Origin of the sequence: Pseudovibrio flavus (assembly GCF_009711345.1) — a bacterium.
Classification (GTDB): domain Bacteria; phylum Pseudomonadota; class Alphaproteobacteria; order Rhizobiales; family Stappiaceae; genus Pseudovibrio; species Pseudovibrio flavus.
This window is the reverse complement of sequence record NZ_SMMA01000065.1, coordinates 160,327-180,386: the sequence shown is the minus strand read 5'-3', so window position 1 is coordinate 180,386 and position 20,060 is coordinate 160,327. Positions and strand designations below refer to the sequence as shown.

At 52.6% G+C, this 20,060-nt stretch carries 22 protein-coding genes; 16 read left to right on the top strand and 6 right to left on the bottom strand.

The genetic code is table 11. From position 1 onward, the window contains the following. Positions 1–74: 74 nt before the first annotated feature. Entirely contained in the window at positions 75–782 is a 708-nt protein-coding gene (locus tag E1162_RS16000; protein ID WP_155133201.1) for an HAD family hydrolase, read from the bottom strand. A gap of 407 nt (positions 783–1,189) precedes the next feature. On the opposite strand from E1162_RS16000, the gene E1162_RS15995 reads away from it, so the two are divergent. Continuing rightward, a complete protein-coding gene (locus tag E1162_RS15995) occupies positions 1,190–1,447 on the top strand; it encodes a hypothetical protein (RefSeq protein ID WP_155133198.1) in 258 nt (85 codons plus the stop codon). Positions 1,448–1,543: 96 nt separating this feature from the next. On the opposite strand, the gene pdxH is transcribed toward E1162_RS15995, so the two are convergent. Continuing rightward, on the bottom strand, positions 1,544–2,182 hold the full coding sequence (pdxH, locus tag E1162_RS15990; RefSeq protein WP_155133195.1) for a pyridoxamine 5'-phosphate oxidase: 639 nt from the start codon (positions 2,180–2,182) through the stop codon (positions 1,544–1,546). A 79-nt stretch (positions 2,183–2,261) separates the two neighbouring features. Here pdxH and E1162_RS15985 point away from each other — a divergent pair, with 79 nt between their 5' ends. Both E1162_RS15985 and E1162_RS15980 read left to right on the top strand, forming a co-directional pair. After that, on the top strand, positions 2,262–2,741 hold the full coding sequence (locus E1162_RS15985) for an RT0821/Lpp0805 family surface protein (protein ID WP_257099052.1): 480 nt from the start codon (positions 2,262–2,264) through the stop codon (positions 2,739–2,741). A 206-nt stretch (positions 2,742–2,947) separates the two neighbouring features. After that, the gene (locus E1162_RS15980; protein ID WP_155133189.1) at positions 2,948–3,928 is read left to right on the top strand and encodes a DnaJ C-terminal domain-containing protein; all 981 of its coding nucleotides are present in this window, start codon (positions 2,948–2,950) and stop codon (positions 3,926–3,928) included. 69 nt (positions 3,929–3,997) lie between these two features. On the opposite strand, the gene E1162_RS15975 is transcribed toward E1162_RS15980, so the two are convergent. The 3 genes from E1162_RS15975 to E1162_RS15965 are packed head-to-tail and all read right to left on the bottom strand — an operon-like array spanning position 3,998 to position 7,444. Beyond that, a complete protein-coding gene (locus E1162_RS15975; RefSeq protein WP_155133186.1) occupies positions 3,998–4,861 on the bottom strand; it encodes an SDR family oxidoreductase in 864 nt (287 codons plus the stop codon). 30 nt (positions 4,862–4,891) lie between these two features. Next, complete coding sequence (locus E1162_RS15970; protein ID WP_155133183.1) at positions 4,892–5,632, bottom strand: enoyl-CoA hydratase-related protein; 741 nt, start codon at positions 5,630–5,632, stop codon at positions 4,892–4,894. Positions 5,633–5,665: 33 nt separating this feature from the next. Beyond that, positions 5,666–7,444, bottom strand: coding sequence for an acyl-CoA dehydrogenase family protein (locus E1162_RS15965; protein ID WP_155133180.1), 1,779 nt, complete (start codon positions 7,442–7,444; stop codon positions 5,666–5,668). Positions 7,445–7,605: 161 nt separating this feature from the next. On the opposite strand from E1162_RS15965, the gene E1162_RS15960 reads away from it, so the two are divergent. From E1162_RS15960 to E1162_RS15905, 13 genes are all read left to right on the top strand, one after another. Continuing rightward, positions 7,606–8,595 (top strand): L-threonylcarbamoyladenylate synthase, encoded by a 990-nt coding sequence (locus E1162_RS15960; protein ID WP_155133177.1) that lies wholly within the window; start codon positions 7,606–7,608, stop codon positions 8,593–8,595. A gap of 476 nt (positions 8,596–9,071) precedes the next feature. Next, complete coding sequence (locus E1162_RS15955) at positions 9,072–10,001, top strand: histone deacetylase family protein (protein ID WP_155133174.1); 930 nt, start codon at positions 9,072–9,074, stop codon at positions 9,999–10,001. A 51-nt stretch (positions 10,002–10,052) separates the two neighbouring features. Further along, complete coding sequence (locus tag E1162_RS15950; RefSeq protein ID WP_371311983.1) at positions 10,053–10,316, top strand: exodeoxyribonuclease VII small subunit; 264 nt, start codon at positions 10,053–10,055, stop codon at positions 10,314–10,316. Between the two features lie 644 nt (positions 10,317–10,960). Next, a complete protein-coding gene (dxs, locus tag E1162_RS15945) occupies positions 10,961–12,868 on the top strand; it encodes a 1-deoxy-D-xylulose-5-phosphate synthase (protein WP_155133171.1) in 1,908 nt (635 codons plus the stop codon). Between the two features lie 115 nt (positions 12,869–12,983). Further along, positions 12,984–13,367 (top strand): hypothetical protein, encoded by a 384-nt coding sequence (locus E1162_RS15940; protein WP_155133168.1) that lies wholly within the window; start codon positions 12,984–12,986, stop codon positions 13,365–13,367. Between the two features lie 55 nt (positions 13,368–13,422). Continuing rightward, entirely contained in the window at positions 13,423–13,899 is a 477-nt protein-coding gene (locus E1162_RS15935; protein ID WP_155133165.1) for a copper chaperone PCu(A)C, read from the top strand. 30 nt (positions 13,900–13,929) lie between these two features. Beyond that, on the top strand, positions 13,930–14,538 hold the full coding sequence (locus tag E1162_RS15930) for an SCO family protein (protein ID WP_155133162.1): 609 nt from the start codon (positions 13,930–13,932) through the stop codon (positions 14,536–14,538). 60 nt (positions 14,539–14,598) lie between these two features. Further along, positions 14,599–14,736 (top strand): hypothetical protein, encoded by a 138-nt coding sequence (locus E1162_RS19605; protein ID WP_257099051.1) that lies wholly within the window; start codon positions 14,599–14,601, stop codon positions 14,734–14,736. An 18-nt stretch (positions 14,737–14,754) separates the two neighbouring features. Beyond that, positions 14,755–15,483 (top strand): TlyA family RNA methyltransferase, encoded by a 729-nt coding sequence (locus E1162_RS15925; RefSeq protein ID WP_155133159.1) that lies wholly within the window; start codon positions 14,755–14,757, stop codon positions 15,481–15,483. A gap of 42 nt (positions 15,484–15,525) precedes the next feature. Then, positions 15,526–16,776 (top strand): class I SAM-dependent RNA methyltransferase, encoded by a 1,251-nt coding sequence (locus tag E1162_RS15920; RefSeq protein WP_155133156.1) that lies wholly within the window; start codon positions 15,526–15,528, stop codon positions 16,774–16,776. 12 nt (positions 16,777–16,788) lie between these two features. Next, on the top strand, positions 16,789–17,853 hold the full coding sequence (locus E1162_RS15915; RefSeq protein ID WP_155133153.1) for a class I SAM-dependent methyltransferase: 1,065 nt from the start codon (positions 16,789–16,791) through the stop codon (positions 17,851–17,853). Positions 17,854–17,949: 96 nt separating this feature from the next. Next, positions 17,950–18,249, top strand: coding sequence for a hypothetical protein (locus E1162_RS15910; protein ID WP_371311982.1), 300 nt, complete (start codon positions 17,950–17,952; stop codon positions 18,247–18,249). 56 nt (positions 18,250–18,305) lie between these two features. Then, positions 18,306–18,596, top strand: coding sequence for a DUF1330 domain-containing protein (locus tag E1162_RS15905; protein WP_155133150.1), 291 nt, complete (start codon positions 18,306–18,308; stop codon positions 18,594–18,596). A gap of 723 nt (positions 18,597–19,319) precedes the next feature. On the opposite strand, the gene E1162_RS15900 is transcribed toward E1162_RS15905, so the two are convergent. Beyond that, a complete protein-coding gene (locus E1162_RS15900; RefSeq protein WP_257099050.1) occupies positions 19,320–20,057 on the bottom strand; it encodes a class I SAM-dependent methyltransferase in 738 nt (245 codons plus the stop codon). Between the last annotated feature and the right edge of the window lie 3 nt (positions 20,058–20,060).

The following is a 20,060-nucleotide window of genomic DNA, read 5'->3' as shown; positions in this document are numbered from 1 at the left end:
AATATGACTCTGTACGATTATGGGGACCCTATCCAGCAGTTTTAATTAAATTGGAACGGCCCTGCACGTTTCCCTTAGGCATTCTTTGCGGTGAAGTGGGGTAAAATGCCTTCCAGAGCATCATAGACATAGTCGCTATCTGCCTCCAACTGCTCTGCTGTCATAGCGCCGGTTGTCAGGCCAATGCCCACCATTCCGGCTGCATTGGCGGCATGAATATCGTGAAGGCTATCGCCGACCATCGCGATGTCTTCAGGCTGCAAGCCAAAGGCCTTGGCAAAGGCGAGCAGCTGTCCCGCTTCCGGCTTGGCTCCATAACCGCTGTCGTAACCGGCAACAAAATCGAAGTATTGCAGCACGCCGAGCGCTTCCAACTGCATACGCGCTGATGCCTCTGTGCCGTTGGTTGCTAGACCAATAGGAACTCCCATTTCAGAGAGGACGTGAATAACCTTCAGAGTGTCCTTAAACGGAGTAACTGCGATGCCCGCGTTTTGAAGGAGTAGCTCTTCTACACGCGCCACGAATGCGTCGGTGAACTCTTCATCAAGAGCTGCTGCCCAAATTACAGAGTAGTCTTTGGGCGTTTGAACCTTGATTGGGCTGCCGGTGAGAAACACCTTGTTTTTGAGATCGAACCCGCTGGCCTTGGCAGCTTTATCCGCTGCGATTTCGTCCCCATCTGTCAGACCGTAAAGCATATTGGCGAAGACCGGTCCCCATGTTGCATCAAAGTCAATCAAAGTACCGTCGCGATCAAAGATTACGGCAGAAAGGGCCAATGGGTAATTTCCTTATATTCAATGGGTTAGACCTCAATATTGAAGTGGATATCCCTCAACTAATATTGATCAGTCCTAATACCTAATCACTCCGGATTCTTCCAGAGATTCTCAGCAGAAACTGCGACCAAACGACACGAAGCACCAAACATCCCACGGGTATTTTCAGCGGCAATTTATCGATAAATTACCTACCCGTTTTATCCATAAGTGTCGGAAGATAAAGTATTTTTCCCATCGTGACAGGTTTACAGGCAGCCTAACCACGCAAGTTTTTCCGCGAAAATCCGCCACTCCTGCGCTCTCTGGTCACCTATCAAAGGCACAGCAACCGATCATAATAGTGCCTGAATTCAGGCTCATTTGGTGCCGTGCAGCGTTACTAAACGAGTCTGCGATTCACCACCATGGGACTTGTGCCACTTGTTATCGAAAGCTTCGATCTCTATGAAGGCGGTCCCTTAAAACAAACCAGCAGTCCACCAAGACGAGAGATGACCACAAACACCTCTGAAAAGTATCCAAAGCCATCCAAGCCGGATTTGGATAGTCTTTATAAACCCCTCGGCATTCAAGCAGTTGCAGCTGCAAACTGTTGCTGTTCCAAAGCCAAAGATAAGTATCCGACTAAACCAGATGCAGATTATCCATGCGCGACAGACTGATCCAGTTTCACTGGTGAAGGTACAAGGTGCGTCCGTTTAAAGGACGCACCTTATTTTTTGTCTGCAGCTATGCTCGGCAATAGTTTTGAGCGCCCCTTAAGGGTAGAGGCGCGTCATGTTCCATTCGCTATCAATTGTGTCGCGCTTGAGAACAAAGCGGTCATGAAGACGATAAGCGCGGTCGTGCCAGAATTCGATTTCAAGCGGCTGTAGGCACAGGCCAGACCAGTACTGCGGGCGAGGAATTTCGCCGATCGCATACTTGGCAGCGTAACGGGCAACTTCCTTTTCCAACGCAAAGCGGCTTTCCAGCGGGCGGGACTGTTTTGAAGCCCAAGCGCCAATCCGGCTGGAGCGCGGACGAGAGGCGTAATATTCATCCGCCACTTCATCCCCCACCTTTACCAGCGTACCGCGAACACGGACCTGCCGGCGCAGGCTCTTCCAGTGGAAGCATAGCGCAGCCTTGCCGCTTTCCAAAAGCTCGTGGCCCTTTGTACTTTCAAAGTTTGTGTAGAAAACAAAGCCGTTATCGTCAAAGCCCTTAAGTAGAACCATGCGAACATTTGGCATTCCGTCAGGATCCACACTTGCCAGCGCCATGGCATTTGGGTCATTTGGCTCGCTCTTCTCGGCTTCCTTTAACCATTCACCGAAGAGCCGAAAGGGACCATTGACTTCCTTAAGGTAATCTTTTCTAAATATATTATCAGAATCTTTACTTTGATCGTTCATTTTTTGAATTCCCCCTTGGGGTAGCCAGCTGCCGAGTTTTCTTCAGCTACCTACAAAAATGGAAAGGGCCAGAGGTCCTATGAATTTGATTGCTGCATCCTATATCAAAGAGTCGGCCCGCATTAAACGCGGCGTACTAACTATATTGATTGGGTTAAGTCTTTCCTCTTGTACTGCAATGTCTCTGGGCTCTAATTCCGACGACTTTAGCGACGAGGACACCATGCTTGCAACCGGCTCCATTCCTACGGAAGAGCAAGGCGGCGTGGATCAAGGCGACAAATTCATCATTTCAAAGAAGATTGAAGAAGCAATCACCGGCGAAGAAACCACCAATAGCAATTCTTATTTCGAACCGCTGGCATGGGTAAACCCTTCCAGTGGTAATAGCGGCACCATCCTTTCACTCATCGAGCACAAGGATACTGCCCTTGCTGGCTGCGCCGAGTTTGTGACAAGCGCAAACACAATTGATGGTATCAAAGCCTATCAAGGACGCTCCTGCCCTGATACAAACCGTAGTATGCGGGTTGTTAAGATGGAACCGTTTTCTGAATAGCGCCCCTGTTTACCGTTTCTAAACGACTGCTAAAACAAACAGTTGCGTGCTCTTTCCAAGTTGAGTGACCATGCGAGACAAGGTCAAACGCTCTTAGAGATGAGCATAGGTAGGTAGCTGATGTTTTTTGCGCGTCGATACCATATGATCACCGTAAATATGGTCCAGCTTATGGGCCAATCCAATTTGTCGTTAGATGGCAGCCTATGAGAGATCCATATTCCGTCCTCGGCGTTTCTAAAACCGCCGATGAAAAAGAGATTAAAAGCGCTTTTCGTAAGCTCGCAAAGAAATATCATCCCGATCAGAATGCGGGTGATCCCAAAGCTAAAGAACGCTTTGCCGAGATCAACCAAGCCTATGAAATTGTCGGAAACAAAGAAAAACGCGAACAGTTTGACCGCGGCGAAATTGATGCCGAGGGCAAACCGAAGTTTTATGGCGGCCAAGGTTTTGGTGGCGGTGGCTTTGGCGGCTTTGGTGGCGGACGCGGTGCGCGGCAGGGCCAAGGCGGTTTCCATCAAGAGTTCCACGGCGATGGCGGTGGCGGCGGCTTTGACGACATCCTCAATGACATTCTAGGCGGCTTCGGCGGTGGTCGTAGACGCTCCAGCGCAGGCTTTACAGGTGAAGCGCCACGCTCCCAGCCAACCAAAGGCGCTGATGCGAGTATCGTTGCGCGTGTTTCACTTGAAGATCTTGTGAAGGTCGGCAAGGTGCGCGTAAAGCTGCCAAGCGGCAAAACCGTTGATGTAAAAATCCCAGAAGGCACCGTTGAGGGCGACAAGATCCGCCTGAAAGGTCAGGGTTATGGCTCTGCACACGGCGGCCAGCCGGGTGATGCGATGGTGGAGGTGCGTTACGCCCCTCACCCGCTTTACCGTGTTGATGAACATGATCTGCGTCTCGCCCTTCCAATCGCGCTCTATGAAGCTGTGCTTGGGGCCAAGGTTCGCGTACCAACCCTTGAGGGTGCGGTTAACCTGACTGTTCACGAGAATACAAGCAGCGGCAAAACCATGCGACTGAAGGGCAAGGGCCTTCCGAAGAAAGGCGGCGAACGCGGCGACCTCTTCGTGACAATCGAGATTGCGCTTCCTGATCGCGAAGACGAAGAACTGCAGACGCTTATGAAGGCTTGGAAAGAAGTGAACCCTTACAATCCTCGCAGTGAAGACTACGAGTAAGGCTTTCGCTCACGGCATTAGCCAGAATTAAAAAGGGCCGGATCGTCGCGATCCGGCCCTTTTTGTTTATCAGTCTACCAGAGCCTTCAAAGAGACTGGCGGAACACTATCTTCGGGCACGAAGAAGTCCGGTGCCAAATCGACCTTTGGATTGACGCGGTATTGGTCGAAGTCTGTTACACCGTTCTCGGAGAGATAGGTGTCATCGATAAAGAAGTTACCGCTTACCTCTTTGGCACTGCTGGAGAAGATCATGTGCGCAGCATCTGCCAGAATTTCCGGCGTACGGCTTGCGTTCATCATCTGGTCACCGCCAAGAAGGTTCTTTACCGCCGCCGTTGCAATAGTGGTACGTGGCCACAGAGCGTTGACCGCAATGCCCTTGGAACGCAGCTCACCAGCAAGGCCCAAAACGGCAAGGCTCATACCGTACTTTGCCATTGAGTATGGCGTGTGGTTCTTGAACCACTTTTCCTTCATATCCAGCGGCGGAGAGAGCATCAGGATATGCGGGTTATCCGACTGCTTCAGGTAAGGAATTGCCATTTTGGAGCAGAGCAACGTGCCGCGCGTATTGATCTGATGCATGAGGTCGTAGCGCTTCATGTCGATCTTATCGAGCGGTGTCAGATTGATAGCACTGGCGTTGTTGACCACAATATCAATACCGCCGAAGGTTTCTGCCGCTTTTGCCATCGCTGCTTCAACGCCGGCATCATCACGCACGTCCAGAACCAATGGCAGCGCTTTACCACCGGCCTTTTCGATTTCTTCAGCAGCTGTGTAAATAGTACCTTCAAGCTTCGGGTGCGGCTCTGCAGTCTTTGCAGCGACCACAATGTTCGCGCCGTCTTTGGCAGCACGAAGCGCAATTGCAAGACCGATCCCGCGTGAAGCGCCTGTGATAAAAAGTGTTTTTCCGGAAAGCATCAGGCTTATCTCCAGTTTGTCCAGCCGCGTTGGCTATTTCTTTGATTTCATCATAAACGCCATAAAAGCGTTGCGAGCTTCAGCCGACTTCAAGCGATCTTTGAAGATATCCATTTCATCGCTGATGCGCTCGCCAATTGCAGCCTTGTTCTTATCCAAAAGCCCTTTGGAAAGGCGCACAGCCTCACGCGGCATTGCGGCGATTTTTTTGGCAAGCTCGAAAGCTTCGTTTTCAAGGGCCTCTTCAGGCACAATCTTGTTTACCAAGCCTGCTTCATAGGCACGCTGCGCTGTGAACGTCTCGCCCAGCACAAGCAGTTCGAATGCTCTTGCATGGCCCATGATTTGCGGCGCGATGAAGCTAGAGCCTGCCTCCGGCACCAAACCAAGGTTTACGAAAGGCGTTTTAAAACTGGCACGCGGGCTGGCAACAACCATGTCTGCATGGAGCAGCATAGTGGTACCAACACCGATGGCAGGACCATCGACTCCGACCACCATCGGCGTTTTGATTTCTGTCAGAGAAGACAGAAACTTTACCACGCCGCCCATTGGCATATCGCTTCCCGAAGCGAACTTCAGGAAGTCACCAATGTCATTGCCAGCGGTAAACATTTCCGGCTGCCCAAGTACTAGCGTACAGCCGACATCTTCCTTATCGACGATGAACGCTTCTGCAAGCGTCTCGTACATATCAAAGGTGAGCGCGTTCTTCTTCTCCGCACGGTCGATACGTACGATCTGAACGCCGTCCTTCACTTCTAAACTAATCAAGGTATCCCCCTGGAGTATGTAAGCTATCGCGCCTTAGGCCATCATCTCTGGCTCAATCGCCAGAATGCCATCGGCTGCACCCACCACAGTTGTTTTAAGTGCGGAGGTTTCGCTCAAAGTTGTTTCAGCAAAGACACGGGCAGTCAGGCCGCGCTGCTTGTCTGCGTTTGAAGTGCCGTCTTTAGCCGCCAAAGCGCCTTTGACCAGAAGGCCAGCACCAAGCGTTAAACCAAACAGGCGCAGGTAAGGTGTTGCACTGGCAAGCGCCTTATCAGCTTCTCCTGCTTCCAACGCAGCCTTCATCCATGCTGTCGCTTCACGTAGGTCCTCAATGGCTGCATGCAGGCGGTGCGGAGCGGAGCCGAGCGAAATCTCGTTGCTTGCACTGGCGCTTTCAGCGATCTCTGCAATCTCTGCGATGAGACCCTCAACATGATCGCCGCCACCCAGAGGAAGCTTGCGCATGACAAGGTCGATGGACTGGATGCCATTGGTGCCTTCATAAATCGGAGCGATACGCGCATCGCGCATGTATTGTGCTGCGCCGGTTTCTTCAATGAAGCCCATGCCGCCATGAACCTGAATGCCAAGGGAGGCAACATCAACGCCCATGTCGGTTGGCAAAGCTTTGGCGATTGGGGTCAACATAGCAGCGCGATCTGCCCAGAAGCTGCGCTCTTCTTCCGTCTTGGCATAACGCTGCATGTCGAGTGCGTGCGCACAAGCATAACAAAGCACACGGCAAACCTGCGTTTGCGCCTTCATGCTCATAAGCATGCGCTTTACATCAGGGTGCGCAGCAATAGGTGCAAGAGCAACACCTTCTGCGGTCTTTGCTCTGCCCTGCTTACGCTCCAGCGAGAAGGAAAGCGCCTGCTGGAAGGCTCGCTCTGCAATACCGATGCCTTGAACACCAACAGCAAGACGAGCGTTATTCATCATGGTGAACATACAGGCCAAGCCGCGGTTTTCTTCACCTACGAGCCAGCCAATTGCACCGCCATTGTCCCCGTAAGACATGGTGCAGGTTGGAGAAGCATGGATGCCCATCTTGTGCTCAAGACCTGCGACGCTGACATCGTTCAACTCACCAATGCTGCCATCTTCATTAATGAGGAATTTCGGCACCAAGAAAAGCGAGATACCGCGGGTACCAGCCGGAGCATCCGGTAGGCGTGCAAGCACCATATGAATGATGTTGTCAGCCATATCGTGATCGCCATAGCTGATGAAGATCTTCTGACCGCTGATTTTGTAGGTACCATCACCCTGAGGTACGGCCTTGGCGCGAAGCTCGTTAAGGTCAGAACCAGCCTGAGGTTCTGTCAGGTTCATGGTTCCCGTCCATTCACCAGTAACAAGCTTCTCAAGGTAAAGGTTTTTCAGCTCTTCCGAGCCGTGCTTTTCAAGCGCTTCAACAGCACCGGTTGTCAGTGTTGGGCCAAGCGCGAAAGACATGGAAGCGGAGTTAAGCATCTCCAGAACCGCGACATGCAGCATGGTTGGCAAGCTCTGTCCGCCAAAGTCCTCTGGGCCAGTCAGCCCATTCCAGCCAGCTGCCACCCACTTGGCGTAGGCTTCTTTCCAACCCGGTGCGGTTTGTACCGAGCCATCAACCAGCTTGGCACCATGCGTATCACCCACCTTGTTAAGATCAGCAATTTCCTCTTCTGCAAATTTTGCAGCCTCTCCAAGGATTGCTTCGACCAGATCATCGGATATATCCAGCTCAGTAGCGGTGCTTTGAAGCTGGGCCAGACCAGTTACATTCTTAAGCGTGAAGGTAATATCTTCGAGCGGTGCGCGATACATTTTGTCCATTTCCCCCTTAGCGGCTTGACGAAAGCGCTTTTGCCCATCAAAACGCCGCTGAACATTTTTGGTTATGGGAAGAGTAGTATTGCTGACGTAAACGTCAAGGATATGTACATAGACAGAACCCATACATTCGTCTTACTCAGGATAACGAAAACATGGAACGCTGGACGCTTCCGAAGGAAAATCAACAACTTGAAGCGTGTGAGACTTTCGAACAAGTTTGCACTGCGCTGATTGACGGCAAGTTGGTGGCGGTACCGACGGAGACTGTTTACGGCCTCGCGGCCGATGCAACCAACGGCGAAGCGTGTGCTCGTATCTATGAAGCGAAGGGCCGTCCCTCGTTTAATCCGCTCATTTCCCATGTAGAATCATTGGAAGCTGCAGAAAAACACGGCGTTTTCTGTGATGCAGCCCGTATGCTGGCAGAAGCTTTCTGGCCGGGCCCACTTACCATTGTTGTTCCCAAAGCCGCCTCTTGCACCGTGAGCGATCTTGCGACCGCCGGTCTTGATAGCGTTGCGCTGCGCGTGCCGGATGCACCTGTCATGCAAAAGCTAGCAGAGCGCATTGGCCGTCCGCTTGCTGCACCAAGCGCGAATCTTTCTGGCAAAATCAGCGGCACCACAGCTGATGACGTGATTGCCGACCTTGAGCGTTCGCTTGCTTTTATTATCGACAATGGCCCAACGACCATTGGCGTTGAATCCACCATTGTATCGTTCCTTGGCCCACGCCCTACTCTATTGCGGCCGGGCGGTCTTGAACGTGAGAAGATCGAGGCCCTGCTCGGTCAGTCACTAGCAACAGCAGGAACGGATGACAGCGCGCCACGTGCGCCGGGCATGTTGACCTCTCACTATGCTCCATCGAGCGGCGTTCGCTTGAACGCAGTGGAAGTGAAAGAGGGCGAAACGCTAATCACTCTAGGCGACACATACACAGCAGGTCAGGAAAACGCCCGCTCCATCATCAACCTAAGTGAGAGCGGTTGTCTGCGAGAAGCTGCAGCAAACCTCTTCACAGCGCTGCGCAAAGCAGATGCAGGCGAGAGCAGCATGATTGCTGTCGTTCCTGTTCCCGTAGAGGGCCTTGGCGAAGCAATCAATGATCGCTTGGCCCGCGCAGCAGCGCCACGCGGCTAAATCCTCTCTCTAATTGAAATGAGTCGTCATCGTTTTACCCCTGACGACTCATGCACAGGTTCGGGAAAAGCCCTCAAAAACGGGGTCTTTTCGTTGCGTCTTTGCAACATAAGAACTGTAAGAATCTGAAAATAAATACAATTACCCAACCTCATTTAAAGGTCTGGATTGTATTTATCGTGCATGTGCGAAGAAAATCAACATTATAAAAGACTATGCATGATGTTGATGCAGCGGACCTCCCCCACGAGCACTTAGGATGCTCGCACCTTCTCCGGGGCGGTGTGCGTATTACGCGCCCCGGTACTTTCTTTTTCTATATCATCACGCACAATTTCTTTTAGGCGATAGTTTTCGCCAGTGCTCAATCGTCGGCAATTGGTATAGAACCCGCGCATTTGCGAGCGCTCACAATTGACAGAACCAACAATTTATGGAGTTTTACATACACTCTTCATAAAACTGGCCGGTTTCTTTTGAGCACTCTACTAGTCCAACATCCCGCATTCCTAAATCACCTCACGCCGATTGGTCATCCTGAGCGGGCTGATCGCCTGAGAGCTATTGATCGCGTGTTGGAAGACGAGCATTTTCAGCTCTTGGAGCGCGATATCGCTCCAATGGCAACGTTTGCGGAAGTCGCTCTGGTGCATCCGTCCAGCTACATCAACGCCATTCACAATCAGGCTCCTAAGGAGGGATTGGTTCATCTGGATGCTGATACGACCATGTCTCCCGGCACTTGGGAAGCTGCGATGCGAGCGGTCGGTGCGTGCTGTAAGGCTACAGAAGAGATAATGACCGGGCGTGTGCGCAACGCTTTCTGCTCGATCCGCCCTCCGGGACATCACGCCGAGAAAAACAGAGCGATGGGCTTTTGCTACTTCAACAATGCAGCCATCGCAGCTCGCCACGCGCAAAAGAACTTTGGCGCGGAGCGGGTTGTTATTCTCGACTTTGATGTTCATCACGGTAATGGGACGCAGGACATTTTTTGGGATGATCCAACCGTCATGTACGTATCCACCCATCAGGCGCCGCTTTATCCCGGTACGGGATTGAGGGAGGAAACAGGCGAACATAATAACATCGTCAATGTTCCGCTTAAGAACGGTGATGGTTCTGCTGAATTTCGAGATGCTATCGAGAACATCATACTCCCGCGCATGGAAGCCTTTGACCCAGACTTCATCGTCCTGTCGTCGGGCTTTGATGCGCACACCCGTGACCCGCTAGGCGGACTGCGCCTTACTGAACACGACTTTGCTTGGGTTACCCGTGAAGCCATGAACCTTGCCCAGAAAAAGTGCGATAGCCGCGTTCTATCGGTATTGGAGGGTGGATACGACCTTGAAGGGCTTGCACGATCTGTTGCATCCCATGTAATGACATTGATGGATCCTTGATCCATCAACCAAGTCCGCCCGCAAACGGGCCTATGCAAAAGGGCAAGCCACGTGAGCACACTTTCTGCTGAATCCCAACCTCAGATCGAAACCCTGTCCTTTGAGCAAGCTCTTGCCGAGCTGGAAACCATCGTTCGTAATCTTGAACAGGGCAACGTGCCGCTTGAAACCAGTATTGAGCTATACGCACGCGGTGATGCGCTACGCACCCGCTGCGAAAAGCTGCTTAAAGCTGCCGAAGACAAGGTGGAAAAGATTCAGATTGGCGGCGCAGGTCAGGCTTCTGGCACAGAAGAATTGCCCGACGAACGTTGATACCGAGAAAATTGATTAAATAAATTAAGTCAAAACAGCGTCGATAGAACGTACACTATTGCATACGTAGGTGTACCAAATATCGAAAAGAAGAATACCAATTCCACTGACCGGGAACACCCATATTTCCCAAAATGAAAGAAATCTTTCATGAGGAAAAGTTGACGGTTGAGCGGATTATCGATTCTATGAAAATCACTACAATTTCTTAGTATTCAAATTGAGCTAGTTGGCATGATCTAGATGATTTCTAGTATTAACCAACGGACCACAAACTCAGCGCCCTATCGAATTCTCGATTTAACCGACATTTGCTTTGATATTGTTCACAAGGCAAAAAAAAGGGGACCGTGAAACTCACGGCCCCAAGTCGATCACTGTGCACGTGGCCCCATCGACCACACAAAATGGAATAGGGCTTTTTACGTGATCACGCATCACCCCTAGGGGTGAAAAACCTGCAATTTTCAGTAGTATTTTCGGAAAAATACGTATTTTCTTGAATTTGGCTACAAATTTGGGCGTTAACTTCCGTTCAAAATCGTTCAGCCTAACTATGAATTGCGCCAGTAAGGTCCATATTGTAATCGTTTGGTTACCCAACTACGTAGGTTCATAGAATCTGAAAGCGAGTCCGATAAGATATGAACACACCGCTCCTTGACCGTATTAACTCCCCTCAGGACCTCAAGTCTTTGTCAGACGAGGAGTTGAAGGTTGTTGCCGATGAATTGCGTGCAGAAACGATTAGTGCGGTGTCTCAAACCGGCGGCCATCTTGGCGCAGGGCTCGGTGTAGTTGAACTAACGGTTGCGCTTCATCATGTGTTTGATACGCCCAAGGACAAAGTTATCTGGGACGTTGGGCACCAGTGTTACCCCCACAAAATCCTTACTGAAAGACGGGATAGGATTCGCACCCTTCGTCAGGGTGGCGGCCTCTCCGGTTTTACCAAGCGCTCTGAAAGCCCTTACGATCCTTTCGGTGCAGGGCATTCATCCACATCTATCTCCGCTGGCCTTGGTATGGCAGTTGCCCGCGACCTTGCAGGCGCAGACAACCATGTAGTCGCGGTAATTGGTGATGGCGCTATGTCAGCAGGCATGGCCTATGAGGCGCTGAATAATGCAGGGCACCTGAACTCGCGCCTCGTCGTCATCCTCAACGACAACGACATGTCTATCGCGCCGCCAGTTGGGGCGCTGTCGGCATCTCTGGCGCGCATGGTGTCTGGCAAAACTTACAATTCCCTTCGCGAAGCTGCCAAGCAGGTTGCCCGAGCTCTGCCAAAGCCGTTGCAGGAAAAAGCGGCAAAGGCTGAGGAGTTCGCTCGTGGGTTCTGGACTGGCGGTACGCTTTTCGAAGAACTTGGCTTTTATTACATCGGTCCGGTTGATGGTCATAACCTTGATCACCTGCTTCCGATCCTGCGCAACGTGCGCGATGCGAAAGAAGGCCCGATCCTTGTTCATGCCGTTACCCAAAAAGGTAAAGGCTACCTGCCTGCTGAAAGCGCAAGCAACAAGTACCACGCGGTAGCTCGCTTTGACGTCGTGACAGGGAAGCAGTCCAAGCCTGTTGCCAATGCGCCGAGCTACACCAAGGTATTTGCGCAAGGCCTCATTGAAGAAGCCAAACACGACGATAAGATCGTCGGCATTACAGCCGCCATGCCAGACGGCACGGGCATGGACTTGTTTGCGGACGTATTCCCTAGCCGCATGTTTGACGTAGGCATTGCAGAGCAGCACGCTGTAACTTTTGCTGCAGGACTTGCCACAGAGGGCTACAAACCGTTCTGCGCGATCTACTCCACCTTCCTGCAACGTGCGTACGATCAGGTCGTGCATGATGTGGCGATCCAGAAGCTGCCTGTACGCTTCCCTATCGACCGCGCGGGTCTCGTGGGCGCTGATGGCGCAACCCATGCCGGTTCGTTTGATACCGCTTACCTCTCCTGCTTGCCGGGCTTTGTGGTCATGGCTCCGGGCGATGAAGCAGAGTTGATGCACATGGTAGCCACTGCGGCGGCCTATGATGAAGGCCCTATCTCCTTCCGCTATCCTCGCGGTGAAGGCGTTGGCATGGACCTGCCGGTACGCGGCATGCCGCTAGAAATCGGCAAGGGCCGCATTGTAAAGGAAGGCACACGCGTTGCCCTTCTTTCCTTCGGTGGCCGCTTGCAGGAATGCCTAAAAGCAGCTGAGGACCTTGATGCTGCGGGCCTATCAACAACCGTTGCTGATGCCCGTTTCGCCAAGCCGCTGGATACAGATCTCATCGCGCGTCTTGCCCGCGAGCATGATGTTCTTCTCACCGTGGAAGAAGGCTCGGTTGGCGGCTTTGGCAGTCAGGTGCTTCACAGTCTTGCAGAAATGGGCTGCTTGGACGGTAGTTTGAAAGTTCGCTCTCTTGTGCTGCCTGATCGCTATCAGGACCATGACAAGCCGGAGCTTATGTACGCTCAAGCTGGTCTGGATGCAGCTGGCATTATGGCAAAGGTGTTTGAAGTTCTTGGTGCTGACCTCAACACTATTGGTCAAAGAGCCTGAGGTCACTCAGGCTTCCCATAGCTCCTTCAAAATGCCGCTAAGTTACTAGTAAATTCACTAGGAAAATACGTAGAGGGCCGTAGACTTGCGGTCCACTTGCGGTAAAGTGGCGCGCATGGACAAGGTACAACCACTTCTTGGCTGTTTTCATCGTGAGCGCCTCCCGCTAGGCCTGCTCGCTACCCTTGCCATTTTCTTCAAGCTGCTAGTTGTTGCATACGGCTCTATGCCCGCAAGTGCAGAGATGCTTGCGGTTCAGACCGGGCATTGTTTGCAAAGCGAACTGGGCGCCGATGCGCCCATTGATGTGCCGGATTGCCCTTGCGGTGATACCTGTCCGCACTTTCTTCTTGGCTTTGACAAGCAAGGACTACCAAGCAGCGCTGGTGCTGCCGCGTGCAGACTGCCACACCATGCCTCATTTGAAGTCATCCAGTCTCCCGCACTCCATGCAGTGCACTATAGCAGCGTCGCTATACGGGCACCTCCACGCGTTTAAACGCTGATTTTCCTATTAGTTTCACGTTCTAACTGCACAATTGGAGTTCGTTTCCATGGCTAAACTTGCACGCCTTGCCCTTATGCTCACCCTTTCCCTTGCCCCTCTTTCTGCTAATGCAGAAATGGTATCTGTGGGCGATCTGGAGCTTTCCAAAATCTGGACCCGAGCGACCCCGCTGAATGCAAAGGCTGGCGGCGCTTATGTGACCATCACCAACAAAGGCGAAACTGCCGATACTTTAGTGGGCGCGGCTTCCGACATTGCGAAGAAAACCGAAATTCACGAGATGGCCGTAAAAGATGGCGTGATGTTGATGCGCAAGCTAGAGGGCGGTCTGGTAATTGAACCGGGACAAAGCGTTGAGCTGAAGCCGGGCAGCTTCCATGTCATGTTTATGGGCCTGAAGGCGCCAATCAAAAAGGGTGAGATGGTCGAGGTTACTCTTCAGTTTGAAAATGCCGGCGATGTACCTGTGAAAATGCCTGCCGCGAAAATCGGCGCCAAGACACCAGCACACGCCAAGCACTAAACAGCCGCAACCGATGCAGGATTAAGAACCATGCCTTTAACAAAAATCATCCGATACAGCGCTTGGGCCCTTGTTGCTGTGCTTGCTTTCGCCATTGCAGCCGTATCTATGGTGACTTGGCGTGAAAACAAAGCAATTCCGCTCGCACCGGTTGCCACGATTGGTGGCCCCTTCACCCTTGTAAACTCTTCTGGCGAGACGATTACCGAGAAGAACTTTCTTGGCAAACCATCGCTCATCTTCTTTGGGTTCACATACTGCCCTGAGGTCTGCCCAACATCCCTATCCGAGATGCAGGGCTGGATTGAAGAACTGGGAAGTGATGCAGACAAGCTGAACTACGCCTTTGTAAGCGTTGACCCAGAGCGCGATACGCCAGATGTCATTGGTGATTATGTTAGCTCGTTTGACGAGCGCATCATGCCGCTTACCGGCTCTGTGGAGCAGGTGAACAGCGTCATCAAGACCTACCGTGTTTACGCACGCAAAGTGCCTCTTGAGGATGGTGATTACACCATGGACCATACCGCTGGTGTTTACATGATGAACCCGCAAAACCAGTTCATCGGCACCATCAGCTATGGCGAAGATCATGAGAACGCTATGAAAAAGATCAGGGATTTGCTCTCTAGCTCGTAAAGCTGTTAGTGTTGGCGGGCTAGAGCATCAAAACAGAGGAAATTTACACGGCAGACCACTATGAGTGAGCGCACACTATATATCGGCTTTGGCGTGTTCGCTGGCATCCTTTTACTGGCTGCCGGCTCTCTCTGGATGCACTACGGTAGCTTTCTTTTTGCCGACCGTGTCATCAACGCTCTTGCCGGCTGTTTCTAACCACAGCGTGAAGCCCTAATGCGACTGGACCAATACCTTGTAGAAAGCGGCGCTTTCGAAACCCGTGCTCGTGCCCGAGACGCTATTTTGCGCGGCACTGTCCTCGTCAACGATATGCCAGCCAGCAAACCAAGCCAGAAGGTTATTGGTAAGCCAACCATTCGCGTGGATGATCCCGCAGCAGGCTATGTTTCCCGCGCGGCGTTGAAGCTCAAAAGCGGTCTGGACTACTTCGGGTTTAGCGCAGAAGGTAAGACGTGCCTTGACGTTGGCGCCTCTACCGGCGGGTTTACGCAGGTTCTGCTGGAAGCTGGCGCGTCATGCGTTTACGCCATCGATGTTGGCCATGACCAGCTGCACCCATCCATTGCCTCCAATAGTAAGGTGGTTCAGCGTGACGGCCTTAATGCACGCTCCCTCACGCTTGATGATCTGGATCGCAATGCGCCAGAAGTGATCGTTTCCGACGTGAGCTTCATTTCCCTCAAGCTGGTGCTGCCAAACGCTCTGGCAATGGCAAAGCCGGATGCTTGGGGCATTTTTCTTGTAAAGCCGCAGTTTGAAGCAGGAAAAGACCGCATTGGCAAAGGTGGCCTAGTGGCTCCTGATGTTGCCGAGCAGGTTGCCGAAGACGTGCGACAGTGGTTTGTAAAAAGCAGCCAGTGGACCGTTATCGATATGATCCCCTCTCCGATCAAAGGCGGAGACGGTAACATAGAATTCCTTTTAGCCGCCCGCAAACCCTAGAAGCCTCTTGCAGGGCAGCAACAGCAAGGCTAAAGCCATCCCATGACAACAAAAGTTCAAAGCCTAGAGATTACCGAACTGGCCCATAAAGGCGACGGCGTTGCCCAGTCTGCCGAGGGACCGGTATTTGTGCCTTTCACCTTGCCGGGTGAAACTGTGAGCGCCCGCATTGAAGGGCAGCGCGGAACCTTGGTGAGCGTAGAAAAGCCAAGCACGGACCGCGTCGCTCCGGTTTGTAAGCACTTCGAAGCCTGTGGTGGCTGTGCGTTGCAACACCTTTCCGCCGATGTTTACGCTGAATTCAAACGCCAGCAGGTGGTTGACGCTTTGGCGACACGCGGCATTGATTTTCCGGTTGAGCCGCTGGTGCAGTGCGCTCCGCATTCTCGTCGCCGCGCTGTACTCACCGCTGTTAAAGCAGGACACAAGACGCTTCTGGGTTATCATGAAGCGAAATCCCACCGCCTTGTAGACGTTGAAGAATGCCCGATCCTGCATCCGGATATCGTTAAAGCGCTGCCAAACCTTCGCAAAATGGTTGGCGATGCGATCCCGCGCCGCAAAGATTTGAAAATCACTGTAGTGGCGACAGATAACGGTCTGGACGTTGCTATTTCCGGCATCGGCAAAGACTTGCAGCGCCATATGCTGAACCTTTCTCAAGACGCCATGGAGTTCGGTTTCTCCCGCGTTACTGCTGATGATGAGATGGTTCTAGAGCTTCGCCCGCCATATCTGGCCATGGGCAGTGCTCATGTTGTTCCGCCAGCAGGCGGCTTCCTTCAGGCAACCAAGTCTGCTGAAGAAGCAATGTCTGCACTGGTTCTGGAAGGGCTGGAAGGCTGCAAGAAGGTCGCTGACCTTTTCTGCGGCTCTGGTACGTTCACCTTCCGTATTGCAGAGCGTAGCAACGTCATTGCAGCGGAGAGCTTCGTTCCTGCCCTTCGTGCGCTGGACAATGCACGCCGCAGCACCAAGGGCTTGAAAAACATCGTGATCCAAAAGCGGGATCTCTTCCGTAGCCCTATGAACGCCGCAGAGCTTTATGACTATGGCAAAGGCTGTGACGGGGTCATTTTCGATCCGCCGCGAGCAGGTGCGATGGAGCAAGCCAAGGAGTTGGCCGGCGCGAACTTGAAGAAGATCGTGGCAGTTTCTTGTAACCCAGCAACGCTTGCTCGCGACCTGAAAATACTGATTGATGGCGACTACAAGATTACCAAGGTCGTCCCGATCGACCAGTTCCTGTACTCTCCTCATGTAGAGGTCGTTGCCCTGCTGGAGCGCAAATAATGAGGTAACACGATGAGATCGCCTGTTTCGCAATCGTTTATTGGATCATCCCGATACTACGGCGAGCAGGCGGCCCGCGTGGCCTTCTACGCTCTTTACGAGCGAGCGATGCGCCAGTCTGCGCGCCCGCACATGAAGAAAGGGGCACAAGCGCCCCGCCCTTCTTCTCCCGTTCCAAGCGAAACCCAGCTCTTTCAAGGCATTGCACGGCTCTTTGCCAAAGATTTGGAAGATGCGCGGCGGGGATACTTCCGCATCAATCGCGGCCCTTACAGCAACGCACGAGAACTAATTTCGGCCGGAAATGCCTTTTTGAAAGACGTTCCGATGGTAGCGCGCCGGCGCGCGCAGGGTGAGCATCAGGAAGTTTCCAAATCCAACACCCATCTTCCGCGCTACTACCGCCAGAACTTCCACTACCAGACCGACGGCTGGTTCTCTGATGAATCCGCCCGCATCTATGATTTTCAAGTAGAGGTGCTTTTCAAGGGCACGACAGCGGCGATGCGGCGCCAAGGTTTGGTCGTGCTTTCCAACATCCTGAAGGATATCGATCAGCGCCAGTGCAACTATGTAGACCTTGCCTGCGGCACGGGCGGTTTGCTCCATCCGGCCCTTGAGAGCTTTCCGCGCCTGAAGGGTATTGGACTGGACCTCTCGCTCCCTTACCTGCATCTTGCGCAAAAGCGGCTAGATAATCGCCGTGCGCTTTATGTGAACGCTAACGCGGAGCAGTTGCCATTCGAAGACAACAGTCTGGATGTGATCAGCTGCGTTTATCTATTCCATGAGTTACCGCCCAAGGTTCGCGCTCTCGTCGCATCCGAGATCGCCCGTTGTTTGAAACCTGATGGTCACCTTATCTTCGTTGATAGCCTGCAAACGGGCGATACGCCGGACTATGACGGCCTGCTGGAGCTGTTCCCATCGCTGTTCCACGAGCCATATTACGCAAGCTATCTGGCTTGTGACCTAAAGACCCTTTTTGCGGACAGCGGTTTGGAAGAGGTTAGCGTAGAGCCAGCGTTCTTTTCCCGCATCGGTCATTATCGCAAGGCTAAGAACAGTTCTAGCTGATGGATTAAGGCGTTCTTAGCCCTGCATGAAACCAGCCCCATAATGGTCACGTAATATTGGTAGAATTACTCTCTAAAGATAAGGAGAGAATGCTACGTGCGGAAGGCGTTTTACTGGTCAATTGCGTTTGTGTGTATCGTGCTTGGTTTGGCGACGGTTTGGCTGCCCATTCCAACGGGCGTGCCGCTGCTTGCCATTGGCTCGGTCATTCTTGTCGCTTCCAGCCGTAATGTTGCACGCTTTGTACGCCGACGCCGTAAGGCGACACAGTGGCTGAATAACTCGATCATCTGGATTGAAGAACGTTGCGGCGAACGCTTGCGCCGTATTTTAAAGCGCACCAAGCCCCTCGATAAGCGCCTGCTACAAAAGCATAATCGGCATAAAAGCAGATAGATATTCCCCCGCCAGCCTTTTCTGCTAGGCTCCTCCTCGATTTAAGAGGAACTATTATGCCTGCATATATTATCGTCGATACGAAAATCGAAAACCCTGAAGCCTATGAAGAATACAAGGCCCTTGCCCGCCCGATCGTAGAAAGCTACGGCGGCGCTTACCTTGCTCGCGGCGGACCTATGGAAATTCTGGAAAGTGATTTGTGGAGCCCGTCTCGCCTAGTGCTGCTTAAGTTCGACAGCATGGAAAAGGCTAAGGCATTTGCTGATAGTAAAGAGTACGAGCCGGTCAAAGCCCTTCGCCACGCGAACGCAAAATGCTCTCTTGTACTGTTTGAGGGGGTTTAAGCCTCTTACTTAAGACATGCTGCGGGGCGAGAGGTGTTGTTCAGTCTACCTTGCCCTGCTTGCCTCTGGACGCCGGATCAAGTCCGGCGTGACAGCTGTTGTGGGTACGCATGTTGCCGGATCAAATCCGGCGTGACGGCTGCGTGGGTGCGTAGGTTGATGGAAAACTCGCCTACTTGGCAGAGTGCAGAATGGCAGTCTTGTTGGGAGAGGTTAGCTTGGTGGCCTATTGAGGGAACATCCACTAACCCCAGACTGAAGCAGGATGAGTATGCGCGTCTCACTCCCTATGTCATCCCGCACGCAGCGGAGCGGGAAGGCGGAAGATCTAACCAGTCCTAACACTAGTTCAAAGAAACGCGATACAGTTGATGTGAATGCCCATGTGTTTCTGGACGCCGGATCAAGTCCGGCGTGACGGCTGTGGTGGGTGCGCATGTTGATCCAGCTCTGTCCAGCTCAGTCTATTGTCGCCTCCATGAGCGCGGTGGATAGGGTCTGTTGTCATAGATGTGTGAGAGGGAAAGCTGAGCTATTGGAGTGCTTTGCCGTCATCCCGCACGAGATGTGGGAACCAGTCGGAGGGCATTGGGAGCATTGCGGCGTGTGAACGAGTTGCCAATCGCCGAGGCGTTCAACAACACAAGGGCTTACGTACAGCAAAGAAATAGCGTCACAGGCGAAGCCAGCTAGATCGAGAGACCATTTCCTAGCGCCGAATATCTAGTGCTTATAACCGGTGACGATGATCTCCGGCCCCTCACCCGCTTCGGCGGCCTTCTCGCTCCACGCGCCTTGCCAGCAGTCTGCACACAGTCCTACAGCCTCTAAAAGCGCGGCAAGGTGGCCCTGCTCCACATAGCGGCGACTTTTATCAAGCGAGCAACGCTCGGCGCCTGTATCAACGTGGGTTTTAAGGTGCACAAGCCCCTGTTCGTCCGGTCCATCCAAATCACGCCAATGCATAACCTTGCCGGATTTGATCTGCGCCCAATCTGGAAGTGGCTCTTCGTTCATCCACTTTTCCCAAGGGCGCATCTTTGGATTACGGGTGCCAAACGAAAAACGACCGCCGGGCTTGAGGTGCGCGGCGATCGTTTGAAGAAGCAATATCTGGTCTGTATTGGTGGTAAAGGATTGGAAGGCATGGCCCGCGATAATCGCGGTATCGAACTGGCGGCCTAGTCGCACTGTTCTTGCATCCGCTCCCACCCAAGTAACGCTCTTGGAGCATTTGAGCCCTTTTGCGAGCAGGGTTGGGTCACTATCGAGAGCGACCACATCTAGCCCTGCACAGGCAAGCTTGGCAGCCAGCGCTCCGCTGCCATAGGCAATCTGAAGCACGCTTCTGCCTTGTTCCAAAGCAAAATCAAAAAGAAACTGATCATCCGCAGCCCAGTCCTTCTCGGAGAAAGCTGGAGACTGCTTGGTCGGGTTGGTTCCACTTGGTGCTATGTGCATATT

Bases quoted from the DNA above. Each gene is read 5' to 3' on its own strand.
- E1162_RS15905 (WP_155133150.1), top strand. From the start codon at position 18,306: ATGCCTGCATATATTATCGTCGATACGAAAATCGAAAACCCTGAAGCC.
- E1162_RS15930 (WP_155133162.1), top strand. From the start codon at position 13,930: ATGCCTTTAACAAAAATCATCCGATACAGCGCTTGGGCCCTTGTTGCT.
- E1162_RS15920 (WP_155133156.1), top strand. From the start codon at position 15,526: ATGACAACAAAAGTTCAAAGCCTAGAGATTACCGAACTGGCCCATAAA.
- E1162_RS15965 (WP_155133180.1), bottom strand. From the start codon at position 7,444: ATGTATCGCGCACCGCTCGAAGATATTACCTTCACGCTTAAGAATGTA.
- E1162_RS15980 (WP_155133189.1), top strand. From the start codon at position 2,948: ATGAGAGATCCATATTCCGTCCTCGGCGTTTCTAAAACCGCCGATGAA.
- E1162_RS15935 (WP_155133165.1), top strand. From the start codon at position 13,423: ATGGCTAAACTTGCACGCCTTGCCCTTATGCTCACCCTTTCCCTTGCC.
- E1162_RS15995 (WP_155133198.1), top strand. From the start codon at position 1,190: ATGGGACTTGTGCCACTTGTTATCGAAAGCTTCGATCTCTATGAAGGC.
- E1162_RS15915 (WP_155133153.1), top strand. From the start codon at position 16,789: ATGAGATCGCCTGTTTCGCAATCGTTTATTGGATCATCCCGATACTAC.
- E1162_RS15925 (WP_155133159.1), top strand. From the start codon at position 14,755: ATGCGACTGGACCAATACCTTGTAGAAAGCGGCGCTTTCGAAACCCGT.
- E1162_RS19605 (WP_257099051.1), top strand. From the start codon at position 14,599: ATGAGTGAGCGCACACTATATATCGGCTTTGGCGTGTTCGCTGGCATC.
- E1162_RS15900 (WP_257099050.1), bottom strand. From the start codon at position 20,057: ATGCACATAGCACCAAGTGGAACCAACCCGACCAAGCAGTCTCCAGCT.
- E1162_RS15985 (WP_257099052.1), top strand. From the start codon at position 2,262: ATGAATTTGATTGCTGCATCCTATATCAAAGAGTCGGCCCGCATTAAA.
- E1162_RS15940 (WP_155133168.1), top strand. From the start codon at position 12,984: ATGGACAAGGTACAACCACTTCTTGGCTGTTTTCATCGTGAGCGCCTC.
- E1162_RS15960 (WP_155133177.1), top strand. From the start codon at position 7,606: ATGGAACGCTGGACGCTTCCGAAGGAAAATCAACAACTTGAAGCGTGT.
- pdxH (WP_155133195.1), bottom strand. From the start codon at position 2,182: ATGAACGATCAAAGTAAAGATTCTGATAATATATTTAGAAAAGATTAC.
- dxs (WP_155133171.1), top strand. From the start codon at position 10,961: ATGAACACACCGCTCCTTGACCGTATTAACTCCCCTCAGGACCTCAAG.